At 29.8% G+C, this 20206-nt stretch carries 19 protein-coding genes; 1 reads left to right on the forward strand and 18 read right to left on the reverse strand.

Annotated features, from left to right (window positions below):
- Positions 1-29: 29 nt before the first annotated feature.
- The 11 genes from MRZ80_RS07015 to hisS all read right to left on the reverse strand — a co-directional run bounded on the left by MRZ80_RS07015 (position 30) and on the right by hisS (position 11461).
- On the reverse strand, positions 30-782 hold the full coding sequence (locus tag MRZ80_RS07015; RefSeq protein WP_292537719.1) for a hypothetical protein: 753 nt from the start codon (positions 780-782) through the stop codon (positions 30-32).
- 200 nt (positions 783-982) lie between these two features.
- Entirely contained in the window at positions 983-1777 is a 795-nt protein-coding gene (cbiQ, locus tag MRZ80_RS07020; RefSeq protein ID WP_292537720.1) for a cobalt ECF transporter T component CbiQ, read from the reverse strand.
- Positions 1778-2144: 367 nt separating this feature from the next.
- Positions 2145-2426 (reverse strand): PDGLE domain-containing protein, encoded by a 282-nt coding sequence (locus MRZ80_RS07025; RefSeq protein WP_292537722.1) that lies wholly within the window; start codon positions 2424-2426, stop codon positions 2145-2147.
- 1 nt (position 2427) lies between these two features.
- Entirely contained in the window at positions 2428-3060 is a 633-nt protein-coding gene (cbiM, locus tag MRZ80_RS07030) for a cobalt transporter CbiM (RefSeq protein WP_292537723.1), read from the reverse strand.
- A gap of 368 nt (positions 3061-3428) precedes the next feature.
- Entirely contained in the window at positions 3429-5018 is a 1590-nt protein-coding gene (locus tag MRZ80_RS07035) for a DUF6508 domain-containing protein (RefSeq protein ID WP_292537725.1), read from the reverse strand.
- 279 nt (positions 5019-5297) lie between these two features.
- Positions 5298-6386, reverse strand: coding sequence for a tryptophan--tRNA ligase (locus MRZ80_RS07040; RefSeq protein ID WP_292537823.1), 1089 nt, complete (start codon positions 6384-6386; stop codon positions 5298-5300).
- A gap of 89 nt (positions 6387-6475) precedes the next feature.
- A complete protein-coding gene (endA, locus tag MRZ80_RS07045) occupies positions 6476-6982 on the reverse strand; it encodes a tRNA-intron lyase (RefSeq protein WP_292537727.1) in 507 nt (168 codons plus the stop codon).
- Positions 6983-7006: 24 nt separating this feature from the next.
- On the reverse strand, positions 7007-7765 hold the full coding sequence (locus MRZ80_RS07050) for a sugar phosphate isomerase/epimerase family protein (protein ID WP_292537729.1): 759 nt from the start codon (positions 7763-7765) through the stop codon (positions 7007-7009).
- Positions 7766-7874: 109 nt separating this feature from the next.
- Complete coding sequence (locus MRZ80_RS07055; protein WP_292537731.1) at positions 7875-9749, reverse strand: PINc/VapC family ATPase; 1875 nt, start codon at positions 9747-9749, stop codon at positions 7875-7877.
- A gap of 33 nt (positions 9750-9782) precedes the next feature.
- A complete protein-coding gene (gene hisI / locus MRZ80_RS07060) occupies positions 9783-10169 on the reverse strand; it encodes a phosphoribosyl-AMP cyclohydrolase (RefSeq protein ID WP_292537825.1) in 387 nt (128 codons plus the stop codon).
- An 11-nt stretch (positions 10170-10180) separates the two neighbouring features.
- Positions 10181-11461, reverse strand: coding sequence for a histidine--tRNA ligase (hisS, locus tag MRZ80_RS07065; RefSeq protein ID WP_292537732.1), 1281 nt, complete (start codon positions 11459-11461; stop codon positions 10181-10183).
- Positions 11462-11927: 466 nt separating this feature from the next.
- Between hisS and aroE the strand changes: the two genes are divergently transcribed.
- Positions 11928-12779 (forward strand): shikimate dehydrogenase, encoded by an 852-nt coding sequence (gene aroE / locus MRZ80_RS07070; protein WP_292537734.1) that lies wholly within the window; start codon positions 11928-11930, stop codon positions 12777-12779.
- 248 nt (positions 12780-13027) lie between these two features.
- Here aroE and npdG read toward each other — a convergent pair whose 3' ends face one another.
- The 7 genes from npdG to MRZ80_RS07105 all read right to left on the reverse strand — a co-directional run bounded on the left by npdG (position 13028) and on the right by MRZ80_RS07105 (position 19972).
- Positions 13028-13708 (reverse strand): NADPH-dependent F420 reductase, encoded by a 681-nt coding sequence (gene npdG, locus MRZ80_RS07075; protein WP_292537737.1) that lies wholly within the window; start codon positions 13706-13708, stop codon positions 13028-13030.
- Positions 13709-13915: 207 nt separating this feature from the next.
- Positions 13916-15391, reverse strand: a complete 1476-nt coding sequence (locus tag MRZ80_RS07080; protein ID WP_292537739.1) for a glutamate synthase-related protein — start codon at positions 15389-15391, stop codon at positions 13916-13918.
- Between the two features lies 1 nt (position 15392).
- Positions 15393-16463, reverse strand: coding sequence for a Coenzyme F420 hydrogenase/dehydrogenase, beta subunit C-terminal domain (locus tag MRZ80_RS07085; protein ID WP_292537741.1), 1071 nt, complete (start codon positions 16461-16463; stop codon positions 15393-15395).
- Complete coding sequence (locus MRZ80_RS07090; protein ID WP_292537828.1) at positions 16463-17137, reverse strand: tributyrin esterase; 675 nt, start codon at positions 17135-17137, stop codon at positions 16463-16465. Before MRZ80_RS07090 ends, MRZ80_RS07085 begins: the two co-directional genes overlap by 1 nt.
- A gap of 43 nt (positions 17138-17180) precedes the next feature.
- Positions 17181-18098 carry a glutamine amidotransferase family protein gene (locus MRZ80_RS07095; RefSeq protein WP_292537743.1) on the reverse strand — a complete coding sequence of 306 codons (918 nt, stop codon included), beginning with the start codon at positions 18096-18098 and terminating at the stop codon, positions 17181-17183.
- Complete coding sequence (pdxT, locus tag MRZ80_RS07100; protein WP_292537745.1) at positions 18086-18664, reverse strand: pyridoxal 5'-phosphate synthase glutaminase subunit PdxT; 579 nt, start codon at positions 18662-18664, stop codon at positions 18086-18088. Before pdxT ends, MRZ80_RS07095 begins: the two co-directional genes overlap by 13 nt.
- A 357-nt stretch (positions 18665-19021) precedes the next feature.
- Entirely contained in the window at positions 19022-19972 is a 951-nt protein-coding gene (locus MRZ80_RS07105) for a malate dehydrogenase (RefSeq protein ID WP_292537747.1), read from the reverse strand.
- Positions 19973-20206 lie beyond the last annotated feature (234 nt).

Genomic DNA, 20206 nt, shown 5'->3' on the forward strand with positions numbered 1-20206 from the left:
TATAGTTAAATTTTTCCTTTTAATATAACTTATTTTTTAACTATATCATTCCAAGGTCTTATAGTAAATTCACTAATTAGACCACTGTTTGTTGATGAATTTGCAACAATTTTAGCAAATGAATAAATTAAATTCATAAATCCAATCTTAGTTTCAGCATCAATCATTACACATTTAGGAGCTTCAAAGTCAGCTTGTGATTTTTCAATAATTTCATCTGCAACTTTAATATATTCATCTTTGCTGAGTGTAATATTTTCTTTTAAATTTTCACTTGAAACCTTAGGATTTGCAACCTGATATGTTGAAATAGATGTACAATCACATACATCAATATCTTTAACAGCTGAAGCTAAAATAAAGAGAAGATGTCCAACAGGAATCTGTTTATCTGCAATTGCAATTTTACCAGGAAGTTTTTTATTAACATCAATCCAACGAGTTAAGCGGTAATTTGCATTTTGAAGATCAAATGCTGGAATATCAACAAATTCTACATCACGAATATAAAGTTTTGCTGAATAATCTGCAGGATCACATTCATCGTTTCCACCATAGATTATGTCAAGATCATATTCTTCATTTTTAAATTCATCAAAGTCAAGTTGTGCTGAAAATTTACCTTCAACAACTTCTCCTCTAAGAACTGTTTTTTTATTAAGTTTAACTACAGTTTTTCCACCATCTACTGGTTGGTCATTTTCATCTACAACTTCAAATTCAATAGGTTGATCTTCCCCACGAATAAGTGTAGTATTTTTAATTTTTATTTCTGAATCCATTACTATCACTTTTATTAAATATTATTAAGATTAAATAAAAAGAAAAATTTAAATTTTTTTCAATTAATATATTATTATGTTTTTTAATTTTTATAATATTAATGGATTATTTTTAAAATTAAATAGAAAAATGTAATTTTTTAAAAAAAAGAATTCTAAAAAAAAGTTTTAGAATGGGTGAATTATTATTTTTTTTTATCTTATATTATTGCTAGATACTGAAGTAATAATAAAACTACCATTAGAAGTATTGTTATAAGCAGGTATGCTATACTTTTATTTGAAAGTCTTTCATTATCTGTATATAACTTGCTTTCTGATGAATATCCACGACATAACATACTTTCAAATACAACTTCACCTTTTTCATATGCACGTAAAAACATCATAAGAACCAGATATCCTGCATTTTTTAGTCTCCACATATATGGTAAATCACTTGATAGTCCATGACAACGACTTGCTTGTGCTTGTCTGAGATTTTGAAGTTCATCAAAAAATAGGAATAGAAATCTTACAAATAATGAAAATATCATTGCAAATTCATTTGGTATGTGAAGTTTTCTAAATGCTTCTGCAACATCCTGCATTGGTGTAATATATGAAAATAGTACTACTGATGTTACACTTATAACAAGTCTTGCAAGGAGAAGTTCTGCAAATGCAATTCCCTGTTGTGTTATATGTATTCCAAGTGGTAGATTATATATTATATCACCAGGCTGTATAAATGGCTGGAATAGTGCAATAAATAGTCCAAATGGTATGATGAGTGCAACACGCATTAATGCTTCTTTTATTGAAATATTTGATAGATATATTAATATGAGAAGATATGCTTCAACTGCTGCAAAAACTATGTAGTTTTCAGAACTTACTGCAAAAATAATAATTAAAACAAGGACAATTAGCTTGATACGACTGTCAATATCATGTAATAGGCTGTCACTATTTGAGATAGAATCTTGTTTCATTAGTTCGGTGATACTTGCCATATTTTTTTATACCCCACATTTTTTTTATTTATAGTATATAAGAATGTATTTTTTATATTATATTAAGTTATTATTATTTAAGTTGAAATTATGATAAAATAAGTAATATTTTAATGAATAAATTTAAAAAATCTTTTATTTTAATTAGATAGAATATAAATAGTTTATTTTTATTTATATTAAAAAAAAGTATACTAGGAGGAGGGGGGGTAGTTAGAATATAGATATGTAGTCTATTTCTTGGTGATTTACACTAAAGTTAATGAGTGAGTGAGTAAATCTAGTGTACATATGTTACAATATTTTTTTATTATTTAAACTATATTTTTTCTTCTTCCTATTAAATTAATATTATTTTATACTTTTTTTAGTTACTAATTGCACGAAATACACCATATGCAACTGCAACTGATCCGAGTGTACCAAGAATAAGACAACCTACGCCAACAAGTGGGTTATCTTCCATATCAGGGAGTGTGTAATCTGGCATAATTGGATCAATTACTTGGGGTGATTCGAGAATTTCAGGGTTAATAACTTCTGCAGATTTTTCAAGTCCATCTGGATCTCCTGATGCTAAAAATGGAGATAATACACAAACAATTATTGCTACTGCAAATATTGAGATGTATAAATTCTTCTTATTCATTTTATTTTCCACCTCTATTGTATGATAGTAGATCTGGTCTTACTGATTCGATTCCCTTGATTATTATCACTGTAATTGCAGCTTCTATAACTCCTATCATTGCATGGTATCCTCCCATAAACATTATTCCTTCCATGAGTGGGAATTTTCCACTTATTGCAAGTTCTAATGCTGCAACTACTGCTGCAATGAAACATGCTGCCCATGAGGATATAAATATTGATGGGTATTTACCTATTATATTTTTAAGTGTTGTAAATCCATAGTAACCTACGAATCCTCCAACAACACCCATATTTAGGATGTTTGCACCTAGTGCTGTGATTCCTCCGTCTCCGAAGAATAGTGCTTGTATTATAAGTACTATTGCAAGTACAAGTATTGCTGCATATGGGCTGCAAAATATTATTGCAACTAGTGCTGCACCAAGTAGGTGTCCGCTTGATCCAAATGGTACAGGTAGGTTAAATGACATGATTGCAAATATTCCAGCTGCAAGTACTGCAAGTAGTGGTGTGTATTTTTCATCTAGGTTTTCTTTGCTCCATTTTATTGCTAGTGCTATGAATAGAATTGCTATGATGTATGCAATTATCCATACTGGAGTGCTTAGAAATCCATCTGCTATGTGCATTTTTTGCCTCCTATTTTTTTATATTTTTATTATTTCTCTTAATATTTTCTTATTTGTAATACAAATTAATAACTTCTTATTAACTAGTACTATTTATAAAATATAATTAAATTACTATATAAATATATTTATTACAAAAACGCTGTAAAATCCATTAATTGTAATACAAAGCATAAAATAATATTCAAATTTGAAAATAAGACAAAAAAAGTAATACAAATACACTAAAAAAAGTCATAAATGTATTAATTTGTAATACAAAACACTTTAAATTAATAAAAAAAGTAATACTTTTATGTAAAATAATAATAAAAAAATCGTTTTAAAAACTCTAAAAAAAATAAGAAAAGAAATTAATAAATAAAAACTTATTTATCAACTTCATCAGCTTTTCTTGAAAGAAGATCATCCATTTCTTGCTCTTGTTGAGCATAGAAGTCAGGATCATGTATTGGACAACATTTAAGTTTTTTATATGGTGAGTAAAGCTCAGTAATTTCACTTTTATTTACATTTCTAATTTCTTCAAGTCTTTTAAGAATAGTTAGAATTGTACCATCATCCATAAGAGTTGCCATAAATCCAGGTCTTGCATGTTCTTTTTGCATGATAAGATAGATAAGCTTCATAATAGTTAAAAGATCAAGTCTTTTAATTAACTCGTGATTGTTAATATATCTCCAACCAGTCTCTTCCCAATCTTTTAAGTTATCAAATGTTCTGTAAATATTTTCCTGATAAAGATCATCCTTAAAGAAGTCAGCATCATCATCATAGTAACGTTTACCATTTTCAACAATCATAAACTGACTTTCTGGATCTTCAAAGTATGGAATATATTCAAGAATAGCATCCACATTTTCAATATTAGGATACTTAAATATGTTACCAAATGATTTGTTAAGACCCATTTGAAGTGTTTTATAATCAAGTACTTTAATGTGTGATTTTTCATCATTAAATAATCTGTGATCCCATACAACTAAGATGTTACGGATATCCTCTGTTGCTTTACATTTATACTTAATTTGGTTATCTGTAATTCTTTCAATTTCAAGAAGAAGATAACTAGTACGTGTAATATTACGTGCTTTTACAGAGTTTTTCATACGTAGACAGATGTATGGATATTTAAGTATAGGTTTAAATTTAGCATCAAGCTCTTCAGGTAAGTCATGGAAGAAAATCTGCATAACTGTTGTATGTTCCATACTGTTTTCTTCAACTTGGAAGTAGTACTCTGCAAGTTCACGAACACCAGCTTTCTGGAATGTAATTTTACCTTTAGTTTTTTCAAGAGCTTCAAGAGTATTAAGAAGTACATATAACTCAAATAACTTATCATTACTCATAGCTTTAAGTATTACATCAACAATTGCATTGTAAAGTTCAAGTTTAGTAGGGAATACGAATAATTCATCATATACCTCATATACACGTGCAAGATTGTAAATTTCATCAGTATTTTTTGCTGCAACCTCAAGAAGGTTAACATCAATAATATCAGGTGTTTGAATATCTGCAAATAAGTCACTTTTAAGAATAGATGATATTGCTTTTTTATTTTCTAGTATATCAGCATTGATTTCATCAAGTTTATCTGCATCAAAGTTTTTATTTTTAATACTTCCAGAATCATCATTTTTAATGTTTTCAAACATGTACTTGATAACACCAAGAATTTCACAATAAGGTGATGTTGTTACATCTTTACCTTCAAGCATTTCTTCAAGTTTATTAAAGTTACCTATAAGATCCTGAGTTTCAGCAATTGAGAGGAAATGTTCAATTTTAAAAGCTCTAAGTTCAAGAGCATTAATTTCAATAATTTTAGACATTATCTCTGCTTCATCTTTAAATATTTTAGTAAATAAGTAGTGATGAAGTCTTGTTTCTACATAATTTGTAACTGTTTGTCTGTCATAATTAGTCCAAATTTCTTCTAATTCTTCAGCCATAAATATAACTCCCATTATTTTGGTTTTAAAACTTAAAAATATAAATTCAAATATAATCTAAGAACTATTTCTTTTAAATAAATAGTATAAAAATCCTAAATTTATTTTTTTTTGTCAAGTAATTATTATATTAAAAAGACAATTTATTTAAATTTTATATAGATTTAGTAGAAATTAAACTAAAGAAATAATTGAAATAATTTAAAAATTTTAAAAAAATATTGATTAAATAAAAGAAAAATAATAAAAAAAGGGAGGTTAAAGAAGTTATGTGTTAATTTATAATAGTTTTTCTGCAATCTTTCGTGCTTCATCTGTTTTTGAATGAACATCTTCAAGCATATCAGCAAGAAGTTCTGCAGCACAATTTTTACATTCACCACAAAGAACTTCACCTGCAAGACATCTCTGTTTTAAATCCTTAAGTTCATCATCACTATCAACAAGATGATAAACAAGAAGTTCATAAATAGAACATTTATCAGGTTCTCCACCAAGCTCTTTTTGTTCCTTAAGACTTTCACGACCACCAGTTTTTGCACTTTTAGCCTTTTTAGTTGCATCTTTTATTGAATCTGTAAGATAAATAGCACTTTTTGGATCACTACTACTCATCTTATCACCAGTAAGACCTGTCATGAAACGATGGAACGTTGCTGAAGGTTCAATAAATCCATATTCATCATTAAATTTAGATGCAAGATCACGAGTTAACCGGATATGAGGATCTTGATCAGGACCTACAGGTACAATAACACTTTTAGGACCACCATACTTTTCAAGTTGAGGATGTAGAATATCTGCAACCTGAAGAAGAGGAGTGTAGATATGTGCTACATTTGTACTGTTATCAAATCCATAAATACTACGCATCTGACTAAATGTTACCTTACGACCAATAGTATATGCAAGATCTTTAACATCATCGTTTTGAGATTGAAGATAAATATGGAAATTATCAGCTTCAACATCAAGACCAAGAGCAATATAATTTATAATATACTCCTCAAGTGCAAGTTCTCTTGACTTTACAGAACTAATACCACGTGCTGCATATGCTTCCATATCAGCAATAGATAAGAAGATGTCAGAACCTTTCTGTTGGTACCATTTAAGTTGATCTACAACCATTTTATGTCCAATATGCATCTTACCACTAGGCATCATACCAGTCATTGTAGCAAAATCATCACCATTTTTAAGTGCATCTGTAATTTTTTTATAATCACGCTGTCCAAATATAATTCCACGTTTCATTAGTTTGCTTGGATCTTCTATTTCTCCAACAACATCACCAAATGCTTTTATACCAAATTGTTGTGTAAGCTTATCATAGTCAATTATTGAAGAACCCCATGGATCTATCATATTCATATTTTTCAAAAACTCCCTAATTTTTTTTCTAAAATTTAAAAATATTCTATTTTATAATTTAATTTTCCCATACTTCCTTTTTTCTATGGTCTTGTCCATTCAATATCATAATATGTTATGTCATATTCATCATCAACAACAGCAAGAAGAAGATTTTTACGCACACCATGTGCAACACGTACATAACTTGAAAAATCACGTACCTTAATTGTCTGTTCTTCTGATAATATCTTTACAAGATAGTTTGAATGTCCATCACCAGGTTTATGTCCACGTTCATAAATCCTAAAATCACTACCATACTTAAATCCTGTCTTTATAATATATCCACGAAAACGTAGATCTGAATATACAAGGTAGTGTGCATAGGTATGATTGTTTCGTATAATATCAGTTAGAGATTCTTCATCTACCACTTCATTTTCTGGTGTGAAAACTTCAATCTTATCTTTTTTAAGTAGATATAATGCTTCAATAAAAGATAATTCAAGACCACTATCTGTTAGATTTCCATAGTATCGTTTATTATATAGGTTATGTGCATGTTCATCTTTAACAATAACTCTATCATCATATAGAATTGATTTCATTGAAATAAAAAACACCCGCCACTTTTATAATATGCCAATACTTTTAAGGTAATCTATACTTTTAAGAACCTGTAGTTTTGATTTAACTTCAATTACACAGATATCATCATATTTCTTTTCTTTAAGTATTTCAAAGATTCTTTCAAAGTCAATATTATGACTTCCAAGATAATCATGCATATCATATGATCCATCATTATCACTAAGATGAATATGGTGAATTCTATCTGATTTAAACATTTCATCAACACTAAAGCCATTATTATGTGCATGTCCAACATCCATTGTTATAGCTGAATGAATTTCCTCATCAATAAAATCTGCAAGTACTTCAATATCTGTAAATAGCATTCTTTCAAAAAGTGGCATATTTTCAACACACATCATAACACCATAGTCTTCTGCTGATTTTTGACATTTAAGAAGTGATTGTCTGTTGTATTCAAGTATTTTATCTGGGAATTTAACACCCATTATAGGCATTGTACCAGGATGTACAACAACACGCTGTGCTCCTATTTCATTTGCCATTTTAAATGCATCACACATTGCCTCAACTGATGCATCACGAATCTTATCAACATGTGATGCTATGTTAATATCAGACATTGGAGCATGAATTGAAAGACCTACATCATAACTTGAAAAGTCATCTGCTGTAAGATTATCATATGGATATTCTTTGACAACTTCAAGATATTCTATTTTCTGGTCTGTAATGAAGTTAAGTACATTTTCAATTTTTGCTGGATATAAACCTAATGTAGAAACACTTATTTTCATAAATAACACATCCCCTTTCATTATTTGTTTTTTTATCTAAAATCTTTTAATTAAGTAATAATTTATAATTACTACTGAATATTTATTTTTATAATTATAAAACCTAAAGTTAGTATGCTTCCTCATTTCTAAGACGTGCATATACAGGTTCATCTTTTTTCATAGCTTTAAGTATAATTTCTGCCATTTCAATATCCTTTTTAAGGCGGATATTTGCCTTTTTACCAACAGTTGCTGTAAATAGGTATTCATCTTCAACAATAATATCAAAGCTTGAACCAATATCTTCTTTATTAAAGTTTAAAGACAAGTAATTTCCTGATACATTTACATTAATTGGAATTCTTGAGTCAATATTTTTAATTTCAAGTTCTTCAACTTCTATACTAATACCAGCTTTCTCCTCAATTGCTGCAATTGTCTTACCATTTTTACCAATTATAACACCAGCATGATCAGGGTCAATTTCAACAAGTGCACGTCTATCAGATAGTAGTGATACTTCAAGTATTGCTTTAGGTGCAACTTTAAGAACTTCTTTTCTTACTGTACGTTCTACAATCTTTTCAACAGGACTTTTCTGTACATCTTCATCTGTTGCATTTTGAGTATTTGCCTTGTTAATATCCATAACTATTGTCTGTTCACCATAGGTATAGATTTCATATAGTAGTGTGTCATGTTCAAAGTCTTTTATCTCAATTACAGGGCGTGAAAGATCTGCTTCAAGCATACCTGTTGGTACTTTTACTGTAAGTTCTATTGAATATACACTTGCTATTTGTCCATTTTCAATGTAGATTGTTGTATCAACAACAGATGGTATAATACCAAGTTCTAATCTTCCAAGAAGTCTTTGAACAGCATCAATTGCACGTGTTGCATGTACAACACCAATCATTCCTACCCCTGCAAGACGCATATCAGAATATATTTCAAAGTCACTTGTTTTACGTACTTCATCAAAGATTGTAAAATCAGGTCTTACAAGAAGAAGTATGTCTGCTGTATTTTCCATACGTCCATCAAGTGGAGCATACTGTGTTATGTTATCATCTAAGTTAAGATCTCTTGGTGATTCCATTGTTTTTACAATCTGTTCCATGTCATAGTAGTAGTACTCAGCAAGAGCCTGTGCAAATGTTGATTTTCCAGCACCTGGTGATCCTGCAATAAGTATTCCTTTTGCATCGTTTGATAGTCTTTTTAGTAGTTTATCTGATACATCATAATCTTCAAGGTCAAGCTTATTTACAGGCTTGATTGCTGTTATTTCAAATCCATCTGCAAATGGTGGTTTTGCTATTGTAATTCTAAGATCATCAAATTGTATTACACTTACACCTTTTTTGTCAATTTCAACGAAACAATCATGTCTAATTTTTGTTTGTTCCATAATTTCCTTTGCAATACGGTCAAGATCATTGTATCTTAGTGGTACATAGTCAATTTCAATTAACTCTACACTTCCTGGTACTCCTCTTTTTGCAATAGGTGTTGTGTTTTCTCTGAGATGTACTGATGATACATTTTCTGTAAAGTATCCTTCAAGTTCAGTTTTCTTAATTGGTGTATATTCCTTTGGTTTTTGGTAGTAGTATGTTTCAACACCCTGTGCTTCTGCTACATCTTTTTGTAGTCTGTCACTTGTAAGGAGTGTTGCATGATATTTTCGTGCAATATCACGTATCATTGCATCTATTTCTCCACCATTTGCTATTGAAATTTCCTCAAGTGTTGGTCTGCGTCCTACATATAGAAGATCTATTATTCCATCTTCACTGAGTTTTCTGATATTTTTTAGCTCATCAATTCCAAGATAGCCTATTTCTTTTTTCTTATTTGCATGATTTTCAATTTCAGATGGTACAGCTTCAGGTATTAGTACTTGTATTTCATCATCTTTTTCTAGAAATTCATCAACTATCAGCCTGCTTACTTGTTGATCTATAATTATACTTGTATCTGGTACAACTTTTATCATCTTTTATCTATCCCTCCTAGCTTTTATTTTCATCTAGTATACTTCATCAGGATTAAATACAATGTCTGATGTATCTTCTATGATTTCATCTCCATTTTCTGATAATTTTTTATAGAAGCATGAGTAGTGTCCTGTATGGCATGCTCCTCCTTTGCTTTGTTCTACTTTAAATATTATTGCATCCATGTCACAGTCAAGTAGAACTTCTTTTATATCCTGTGTATGTCCTGAACTTTCACCTTTGAACCATACTTCATTTCTTGATGTACTATAGTAGTGTGCTTTTTTTGTTTCTATTGATTTATTAAATGCTTCCTTATCAATAAATGCTACCATTAGTATTTGGTTTGTTTTATAGTCCTGTGCTATTGCTGTTGCAAGTTTTTTTCCATTAATTTCATGTCTAAAGTTAGGCTTTATCATACATATCCCTAGTTTAGTATTGTATCAACAATTTCATCTTGTGGTACTGTTACTTGCTCTTTTGATGCCATATCTTTTATTGTTGCTGTGTTTTCTTCAACTTCTTTTGCACCAAGAATTATTACCTTATTTATGTTATGTGCATTTGCATAGGATAGATTCTTTTTAAGTTTACGTCCTTTAAGGTCAACGTCTGTAATTATATCGTTTTGACGTAGTTTTTGTGCAAGTTTTATTGCATCGCCTCTGAAGTCTGTTTTTAGTGGTACTATTAATGTTCTTGTTGTTGAATCTTGTGGAATTTCAATTTCTTGTCTGTTGTATGCTTCCATTATACGATCAAATCCAAATGCAAATCCTGTTGATTCAACTTCTTGTGCATCAAATAATCCCATGAGGTTGTATGTTCCTCCACCTGTTATTTGTTTTTCAGCTCCAAGATCTGGTACATATACCTCAAATACAAGTCCTGTGTAGTAGTCAAGTCCACGTGCTATTGAAAGTTTAACTGTGTAATCTTCAAATCCAAATGCTTCAATATTAATGAGAATTTCATTAAGTTCATCTACAGCTGCAAGACTATCATCAATACCTGCAAGTTTATCTTTAAGTGCAATTAGATCACTACGTCCACCATTAACATCAATAATACTTGTTATAATATCTTTACCCTCATCATCTATATTAAGTGATGTAAGAATATCATCAAGAAGTTGGAAGTCTTCTTTATCAATTGATGCTATAATTTCTGTCTGTTTTTCAGCTTCAATATCATAATAATTAAGTACTCCTTTAATAATTCCAAGGTGTCCTATTGCAACTTCAAAGTTCTGGATGTTAAGTTTACATAAAGCCTCATTTGCCATAGCAATAATTTCAGCTTCATTATATATTGGTGTTCCACCAATTACTTCAACACCAAACTGCCAAAACTGTCTGAAACGTCCAGCTTGTGGTCGTTCATATCTAAAACAGCTACCAAAGTAGTACATTTTAAGAGGTTTTGCTTCTCTTTGTAGGTTGTTGTTATATAATCTTGCAACAGATGCAGTCATCTCAGGTCTAAGTGCAAGGTCACGTTCACCTTTATCTTTAAAGTGATAAATTTCATCTTTTATACCTTCACCTGATCTTGTTGTGAAAAGTTCTAAATCCTCAAATATAGGTGTTTTCACTTCTTTAAATCCATAGTTTTCAACAACACTACGAATTGTATTTTCTACATATTTTCTTTTCTGCATATCATCAAAAAGAAAGTCTCTTGTTCCTCTTGGTTTTTTAAATTCCATATTAACTTAAACTCCTAAAGATTTCAATAATATAATTTTTAAATTCCTACTAAAATAAGATCCTCTAAAAAAATCTTATTTTAATCCCTAAAAATGTGGATAAAATTTTTTATATAACATTAGAATACTCACCTGCTGTGATAATAATTCCATATCTAGATTTATTATGTAGATAAATAAACTAACATTTAAAAAAATTCTATCTAAAGTAAAGATAAAATTGTCAATTTTAATTATTAAATTTTTTCTATAAAATTAAAATAAAAAAGCAATTCTATCTAAATAAATAAAAGTCAATCCATAATGATAAAATTAGACATCCACTATAAATAATTAAATAAATTCATAAATTACAAAAATATTAATTACCTAAACAGACATTTAATAATCATTTACAAATTATATATATTATATATAGTTTTTAGTATAAAATTTTATCACAATACAATGGAGGAATAATAACTTTATGATAACAGCAAAAACAAAACTAATAGGTCTTATAGGACATCCTGTTGGACATTCATTTTCACCACAAATACATAATAATGCATACAAACAGATGGATATGAACTATGTATATCTTGCATTTGACATTGATCCTGATGATATAGAAAATATTATAGATTCTGCTAAAGTATTAAATATTCAAGGTTTTAATGTTACAATTCCACATAAAACAGCAGTAATACCATATCTTGACGAGATTGATGAAACAGCAAAAAAAATTGGAGCTGTAAATACAATACAATTTAGAGATGGTATAGCAAAAGGATTTAATACAGATGGTATGGGTGCTGTAATGTCACTTCAAAACTATACAGATGTTGAAAATAAAGATGTTTTAATTATTGGTGCAGGAGGAGCAGCAAAGGCAATTGCATTTACACTTATTAATTATAATATTAAATCTATGAAAATAGCAAATAGAAGCCGTGAAAATGCTGATGTTTTAATTAATAACTTAAAAGATCAAACAGAATTCAGTAATATTGAATATGTATCACTAACTGATGCAAGTGATTTAATTGATGATGTTGATATTATTATAAATACAACCCCTATTGGTATGTATCCTAATGTTGATGTAGAACCTCCAATTAAGACAGATAAAATTTCATCAAAACATACTGTTATGGATATAATATACAATCCACTTAAAACAAATCTTCTAAAACAAGCACAAGCAAATGGTGCAACAGTAATTGATGGAACACAGATGCTTATAAATCAGGCAATTGAATCATTTAAGATATTTACAGATAAAACTCCAAAGTATGAATATATGGAGAAAGTATTACTTAGAGAACTTCAAGGATAAGAAAAATTAGTATTTATTTATTCTCTTTTCTTTTTTTTTAATCTTTTTTTTAATAATTTTAATTTAAATAATTTTTTTTTAGTTTTAGAAAAAGTAGTTGTTATATCTAAAAAAAATATAGGGGAAGGATTGTTTTTTCTGGAAGATTTTTCCCCTATTTATACCTATTTCCCGTTAGTTAGTATTGTATCATGTTATTTAATATGTAAACTGAGAAGTGGTAGTGAATTTATATTTATCTTTTTTATTTATTCTTTTTTAATTCCTGTGATTCTTATTCCACCAAAGTGTGATTTATATTTGATGTTTAATCCAATAAGAAGAGGTGTGATTTTTTCAATCATTCTTGCTTTTTCAAGTTTACCACAGTCAATACAGTCTACACCAGGGATTTTTTCAATAAGTTCAATTGCTACTTTTTTAGCTTCATTATCATTTCCTGCTATGAGACAGTCACAATCAATTGGTTCTGGAATGTTTTCAAGAAGTGAGTTACTTATGTTACAGAATGCTGATATTACTTTTGCATCTGTTTTTTTAAGGATTTTTGCTGTTCTTTCTGCTGCTGATCCTTCCATTAAATCTACAAATCTTGCAGGTGATCCACCAATTGCTGTTTCAAGTGGTACTGTTGCATCAAGTACAATTTTATCTCCAACAAATTCTTTTATTGATTGAAGTGTTGGTTTTTGTGCAGCTAGTGGTACTGTTAATATTAATAGATCTCCTTCTTTTGCTGCATCTTCATTACACATTCCTACCATGTTTATGTTATCGTAGTCTTTGAGTAATTCAAGTGTTTCTTCTACTTTTGTTAATGCTTTTTCTTCTTTACGGGATCCGATAATTACTTCTTCTCCTGCGATTGCAAATCTTTTACCAAGGTTTAATCCTTGTGAACCTGTTCCACCAATAATTGCTACTTTCATTTTAATAACCTCATGTATTTTATTAATTAAATTTTTTCTGATTTGTAATTATTAATCATTACTATTATTTATGTTTTTAAATAATATATATAATTAATTATATATTCCACTATCTCTTTTTTAATATATTAAAAAATTTTCAAAAAAATAATAAAAATTAGTAGTTTTATTAATAATTCTACTAATTAAGATATTCCTCCATTGTATCTATATTAGAGGAACACCTGTAATTTGTGATGCTTCCATACTTAAAGCAACAAGATCTTGTTTTTCAAGTTTCTGTAAATCAGTATTACCTGCTTGTTGTGTTAGCATTTCAGCTTCTTTTGTCATTGCATTAATATAATTTGCAAGATTTTGACCACTACGTACAGGGTCAAGTCTACGTCTAAGTGTTCTTTCCTGTGTTGCTATACCTTTAGGACATCTACCATTACTACATGCTTGACATACATTACATCCAATTGCAATAAGTGCAGAAGTTGCAATATATGTAGCATCAGCACCAAGAGCAATAGCTTTTGCAACATCAGCACCAGATCTTATACCACCTGCTGCAACAAGATTAACTTCAGATCTTAAATTAACTTCTTTAAGAGCTTCATCAGCTTTAACAATTGCCTCAATTGTAGGAATACCAGAATGTTCTACAATAACATCAGGAGCAGCACCAGTACCACCCTGCATACCATCAATAACAATTATATCTGCTCCAGCTTTAGCTGCAATTTTAACATCCTCTTTTACACGACCTGCTGTAAATTTCACAATAATAGGAACTTTCCAGTCCGTAATATCACGAAGTTGACTAATTTTCATTGCAAGATCCTCAGGACCTACAATATCCATATGACGTGCAGGACTTAGAGCATCTACACCTTCTGGAATATTACGTATCTTTGCAACTTCAGCAGTTACCTTGTGTGCAAGAAGATGTCCACCCATACCAGATTTTGCACCTTGTCCAATTTTTATTTCAACAGCATCAGCATTGTTAAGATATTCTGCAGACACTCCAAATCTACCAGATGCATACTGTGCAATGAGCTTATCTGCATATTTACGTTCCTCAGGTAGCATTCCACCTTCACCTGTATTTGCAATGGTATTTGCAAGTGTAGCACCACGAGCAAATGCAAGTTTTGTTTCTTTACTTACAGCACCAAATGACATTGCACCAATCATGATAGGTGTACCTATTTCAATTGGATTTTCAGCAAAACGTGCACCTAGTGTAACTTTTGTATTACATGGTTCACGATATGAATCAATAGGAGGACGTGATACCTGTGCTGGAAGTATACTTAAATCATCAAATGTTGGAATATGACGTGTTGCTCCACATCCACGTACTTTATAGTTACCTGTCTGTGTTTTACGTCTAATTTCAGATATTGTTGATGCATCCCATACTCCACGTGTCTCATCAGGCATAGATTGAATATAAATAGCATTTGTAGGACACATTCCCTCACATATTCTACATCCAACACATCTTTCCTGATGTACAGCCATTGGTTCATCATTTATTACTTCATATACATCGTGTGGACAGTTAACATAACAGCTATAACAGTTTTTACAATTCTTCTCACGTGGCTTATCACAGAGATATCCACAACATCCAGGTCTGTTATTTTTAGATTTACATATTTCAGATCTTCTATTTACAAAAAATGCCACCTTATTTTCCCTCCTCTTTAAGTTCTTTTAATGGTTTAAATACAGGACATACTGAGTATTTTGTACCAGATGCAGCAATTACATCATTAATATCATCTGTTAGTTTTGCATATGGTTTCCATGGTTGATCTTCTTTTTTATCTACAATAACAGTTTTATCTACATATTCATTTTCCATTAAGTACTCAAGAAGTGTTGTTATTACACCACCATCTTGTGTTGGATAATCTTTTAAGCTTTTAAGTGACATTATAGATGTATATTCACCGATAGCTTTTTTATTATCAAATTTTAATTTATCTGGTGTGTATGTTCTTGGACAGATTATAAAACATGCATGACAATCATCAGGACATTTCTTGGTTGTAAATGGTTTTGTATCATCAATTTTAATAAGATCATATGGACACATATATTCACATCCACCACAATGTACACATGATGCATTATCTATAACATTAGCTTTAAGATCAACAAAGTTTGATACCATATTTTCATCAAGTATATGGCTCATTTCTACATCACGCATATAAAGTACTGGTTTTGATCTTGATTCTTTTTCTTCTATATTTTCAAGATTTCTTTTCTTTTTATTTGAAGATAATCTTTTAAGAATCTTTTCTTGTTTTTCACTTAGTAGTTTTACTTCAAAATATCCATCATCTATAGCTTTTTGTATGATTTCATCAAGCTTTTCATTTCTTATTATTACTGTTGAATATCCATCAGCTGAACCTATTGATCCTATTGAAATGTCAGCTTTTTCTGATGTTAAATCAACACAGATGTTACAGTTTTTACGTACAACATCTTGAAGATCTGATATTGGTATTTTTATTTGTGAATCATCATTTAGTGTTAAAAATCCAAATCCTTTCTCTATTCTGAATTTTTTAATATCATCATAGTCTACATCATATTGACTCATTAGGTTGCTAAGATATGAATATGAGAAGTTTTCCATACAAAATAGTCCAATTTTATATTCTATAGGTGATTGTGTATAGTGTTGTAGTTTTGCTGCAGTTAGCATCTCACATGGAGTTCCAACAAGTGCTATTTTTTCTGTCACTACTGATCAACTCCTGTTGCATCTTTTTTATTTGTTATTTTTTTGAAGTTTTTATATTGTTTATCTGTTAGTTTGAAGTCGTATTTTTCTAGTACTTCTTTTAGTTGTGCTATGTCTTCATCTGTTGTTGGACTAATTACTGCATCTTTTCCAAGACTTTTAATTTCTCCACCTACATAGATGGTTCCACGCATTATTGATTCACCAGCATCATCTGATACATCACCTAGTACTATGAGTCTTCCTCCCATCATAAGAAGTCCTGTCATAAATCCACTGTTTCCACCTATTATAACAGTTCCTCCTTTCATGATTTCTCCTGTACGTGATCCTGTATCTTTACGTATTACAACTACTCCATCATAGATTCCTTGTCCTGCTCCATCACCAGATCCACCATCTACTATTAATTCACCTTCTGTCATATTATCTCCAGCAAACCATCCAGCATTATGTGTGATGTGAACTTTTGGACCATTTATCATTGTTGCAACAAAGTATCCTGCAGATCCTTGTATTTCTAGTTCTACATCGCTTGTTAGTCCTGCTGCAATGTTGTGTTTTGAGTGTGGATTTGTAATTATGATTTTATCATATTCATCTGCATGTTCTTTAATGGATCTTGTAATCATCTTCTCTGACATATCTTTTGCATCGATTATGTATTCTTTCATGAACATCTACTCTCCTAGTTTTATCATCAATACTCATTTTTTTTTACATAGTATATGCTCGTACTTCACCTGGTGCAATTTGTTCTACATGGTCTGTTTCCATTACATCTTGTAGTGCCATTTCCTCTGATGCTATTGCAAATACTTCATCATTTTCTGCCATTACTCCTGGTCTTAGTCCTAGTTTATCTTTTGCTATTCCTATACCATTTGGTGTTCCTACAAGGAGTGAAAATGGTCCGTCAAGATCTTCTACTGCATCTTCTAATGCTTCTTCGAGTTTGTATCCTTCATGGAGTTTATCTGCTATGTAGTGTACTATACATTCTGTATCATTGTTTGATTCAAAATGATGTCCTTTACGTTCTAGTGGATCTCGTATTTTCCAGTAGTTTGTTATTTGTCCATTGTGTACAACTGTTATATCAGGTGTTATGTAGCTTTGATATGGGTGTGCATGGTATCTGTCAATTGTACTTTCTGTTGCAAATCTTGTATGTCCTATTGCATGTGTTCCTTTTATTGATTTTATATCATATCTTTCTGCTATATCTTTTACAAGTCCTACATCTTTTATCATTTCAAATGAGTGTGATCCATTTATTACACGTAGATCTTCAATTCTGTTAAGGTTTTGTATTAATGCTTCAAGAAGTTCATATTTATCAAGTTTAATTATACATCTGTATATTATGTATCCATCGGGTGAGTTGAATGTTTGTTCATTAAATATAGGTGTAATCTGTGTTAGTGTTGTTTTTAGTTGGTTTAGTAGTCCTGGTTTGTTTTTAAGTTCTACATTTAATTCATACTGGTTATCTGCAAGTTCAAGTCCTCCATAGATTGAAAATCCTGCAGAGTCAGGACCTCTGTGTTGTAGTGAATGAAGCATGTCAGTCATTTCTTTTCCGACATTATGTGTTTTTTTATCTTTATATAGTAGTCCTGCTATTCCACACATTCTATTACCTCTTCTATAAATTTTCTATGTATAAGTGTATTTTCTGTTAATTCTGGATGGAATGCTATTGCCATATATTGGTCTTGTTTTACTCCTATTACTTTTCCATCGTATTTACTTAGTATTTCTACATTATCTGCTATATTTTCTGCATATGGTGCTCTTATGAATATTCCAGGATATTTTTCTCCATCAAATTCTATTTCTGTTTCAAATGACATTCTTTGTCTTCCAAATCCATTTCTTTTCACTTCCATATCTATAAGTCCTAGTAGGATTTGGTCTTTTTTTGTATCTTTTGATAGAAGTACAAGTCCTGCACATGTACCTAGTACAGGAATTTTAGATTCCCTTATATATTCAAGTAGTCCTGTTCTTTCAAGGTGCATTCCTATTGTGGAACTTTCTCCACCTGAAATTATTAGTCCGTCACAGTCTTTAATATCTTCAAGAACATTTACAAGCTTTGTTTTTCCTTCAATTTGCATTTCATCAAATGCTTTTTGTGTCATTATTTGGTGTTCTTCTACATCTCCTTGTAAATCTAAAATTCCCATTGTTATCATTTTAATATCGTCTCACATATTTTTAAGTTTATAATTATATTTTTTTGATTGTTGATTTTTTTTTATTATAAAACCTTATCTTAATTATATATAACATTTGTATTTATTCTAAAATATAGCTAACGTTATTTAGTTAAAGTGAATATTTTTTAGTATTGTTTAGTTTTTAGTATTTTTTATTGTATATTGTTTAAAAATTAGTATTGTTTTATTTTCTTTTATTTAGAAAATCTATAACTTTGTTATATAAAAAATATTGCCGTCGAAGGAAGTATATTTCCGACTACTGTTTAAAATTAAAAAAATACTAAAAAATAATAAAAAAAATAAGATGAGGAGTTTAAAATAAAAAAAATACTATAATCCAAGTTCACGTCTTACCTCATAGGTACTCTTTTTAACAGCACGAGCTGCTTCAAGGAACTGTTTTTTCTCATCTTCTTCCATTTTAAGGGGAACAATACTTCTAATACCTTTTCTTGATAAAATTACAGGAATACCAAGTGATACATCATATACACCTTCAACTTCACCTTCAAGGTAAGTACTTACTGTTAATATTTTACGACTATTATTAAGAATTACTGAAATAATATTTGTAACAGCAAAAACAGGACCATACTCTGTTGCACCCTTACGACTAATAATAAAGTTACCAGCAGAACGTAGACGTTCAACCATCTCCTCAACACTAAGAGGTAATTTATCTGCAAAGTTCTGTATTAATACCCCACCAATTGTAGTATAACTTAAAAGTGGCACCATATGATCTCCATGTTCACCAATAACACGAGTATTAATTTCACCACTATTTATACGGAAAAACTGTGCAAGAATCTGTTTTAATCTAAGAGAATCAAGGTGATTTCCAAGACCAATAACTTTTGATTTATCAAATCCTGATGCACGAAGTGCAATTGTTGTCATTACATCTACTGGATTTGTAACAATTAATATAATAGCATCTGGTGCATACTTTGCAACAGCCTCAGAATATTCCTTCACAATCTTACCATTAGGTATAGCAAGATCAAGTCTATTCATTCCCTCTTTTCTTGGAATTCCTGATGATATAAGAACTACCTTTGAATCTTCAAGATCTTCAAAGCTACATGATGCTTTAAGATAACAATCTATATCTTCTGCTGCAAGTGCATCATACATATCTGATATTTCACCAGTTATTTTATCATAGCTACTTTCACGTCCAAACATTACAATTTCACTAACACTGTCTTCTTTTGCAAGGTTAAATGCTACATTTTTACCTATTGTTCCTGATGCTCCCATTATTGTTACTTTTGACATTTAATATCTCCATTAATTTTGAATAAAAAAAATAATTTTTAATTATATTTGTACTTATTTGATTTTTTTTAATTTATATAAACTAAATTATTTAATATCTATTTAATATTTATATATTTCATTAATTATTATATTTCTTATAAAATAGATTAATAAAACATTTAATTTATTAGAAAATTTTTAAGTTTTAGTGAATTTGTCTAAAATAATATAGAATTTATTAGTTAAATGTTT

Origin of the sequence: Methanosphaera sp. (genome assembly GCF_022768985.1) — an archaeon.
In the GTDB taxonomy this organism is placed as follows: domain Archaea; phylum Methanobacteriota; class Methanobacteria; order Methanobacteriales; family Methanobacteriaceae; genus Methanosphaera.

What these genes read in the sequence shown, in the direction of transcription:
- npdG (WP_292537737.1), bottom strand. Translation starts at nt 13,708, where the DNA reads ATGAAAGTAGCAATTATTGGTGGAACAGGTTCACAAGGATTAAACCTT.
- MRZ80_RS07105 (WP_292537747.1), bottom strand. Translation starts at nt 19,972, where the DNA reads ATGTCAAAAGTAACAATAATGGGAGCATCAGGAACAATAGGTAAAAAT.
- hisS (WP_292537732.1), bottom strand. Translation starts at nt 11,461, where the DNA reads ATGGAATTTAAAAAACCAAGAGGAACAAGAGACTTTCTTTTTGATGAT.
- MRZ80_RS07090 (WP_292537828.1), bottom strand. Translation starts at nt 17,137, where the DNA reads ATGAAAGAATACATAATCGATGCAAAAGATATGTCAGAGAAGATGATT.
- MRZ80_RS07095 (WP_292537743.1), bottom strand. Translation starts at nt 18,098, where the DNA reads ATGTGTGGAATAGCAGGACTACTATATAAAGATAAAAAAACACATAAT.
- cbiQ (WP_292537720.1), bottom strand. Translation starts at nt 1,777, where the DNA reads ATGGCAAGTATCACCGAACTAATGAAACAAGATTCTATCTCAAATAGT.
- MRZ80_RS07050 (WP_292537729.1), bottom strand. Translation starts at nt 7,765, where the DNA reads ATGAAAATAAGTGTTTCTACATTAGGTTTATATCCAGCAAAAATTGAA.
- MRZ80_RS07035 (WP_292537725.1), bottom strand. Translation starts at nt 5,018, where the DNA reads ATGGCTGAAGAATTAGAAGAAATTTGGACTAATTATGACAGACAAACA.
- pdxT (WP_292537745.1), bottom strand. Translation starts at nt 18,664, where the DNA reads ATGATAACAATGGGAATTTTAGATTTACAAGGAGATGTAGAAGAACAC.
- MRZ80_RS07025 (WP_292537722.1), bottom strand. Translation starts at nt 2,426, where the DNA reads ATGAATAAGAAGAATTTATACATCTCAATATTTGCAGTAGCAATAATT.
- MRZ80_RS07055 (WP_292537731.1), bottom strand. Translation starts at nt 9,749, where the DNA reads ATGATAAAAGTTGTACCAGATACAAGTATAATTATAGATCAACAAGTA.
- MRZ80_RS07015 (WP_292537719.1), bottom strand. Translation starts at nt 782, where the DNA reads ATGGATTCAGAAATAAAAATTAAAAATACTACACTTATTCGTGGGGAA.
- endA (WP_292537727.1), bottom strand. Translation starts at nt 6,982, where the DNA reads ATGAAATCAATTCTATATGATGATAGAGTTATTGTTAAAGATGAACAT.
- cbiM (WP_292537723.1), bottom strand. Translation starts at nt 3,060, where the DNA reads ATGCACATAGCAGATGGATTTCTAAGCACTCCAGTATGGATAATTGCA.
- MRZ80_RS07040 (WP_292537823.1), bottom strand. Translation starts at nt 6,386, where the DNA reads ATGATAGATCCATGGGGTTCTTCAATAATTGACTATGATAAGCTTACA.
- aroE (WP_292537734.1), top strand. Translation starts at nt 11,928, where the DNA reads ATGATAACAGCAAAAACAAAACTAATAGGTCTTATAGGACATCCTGTT.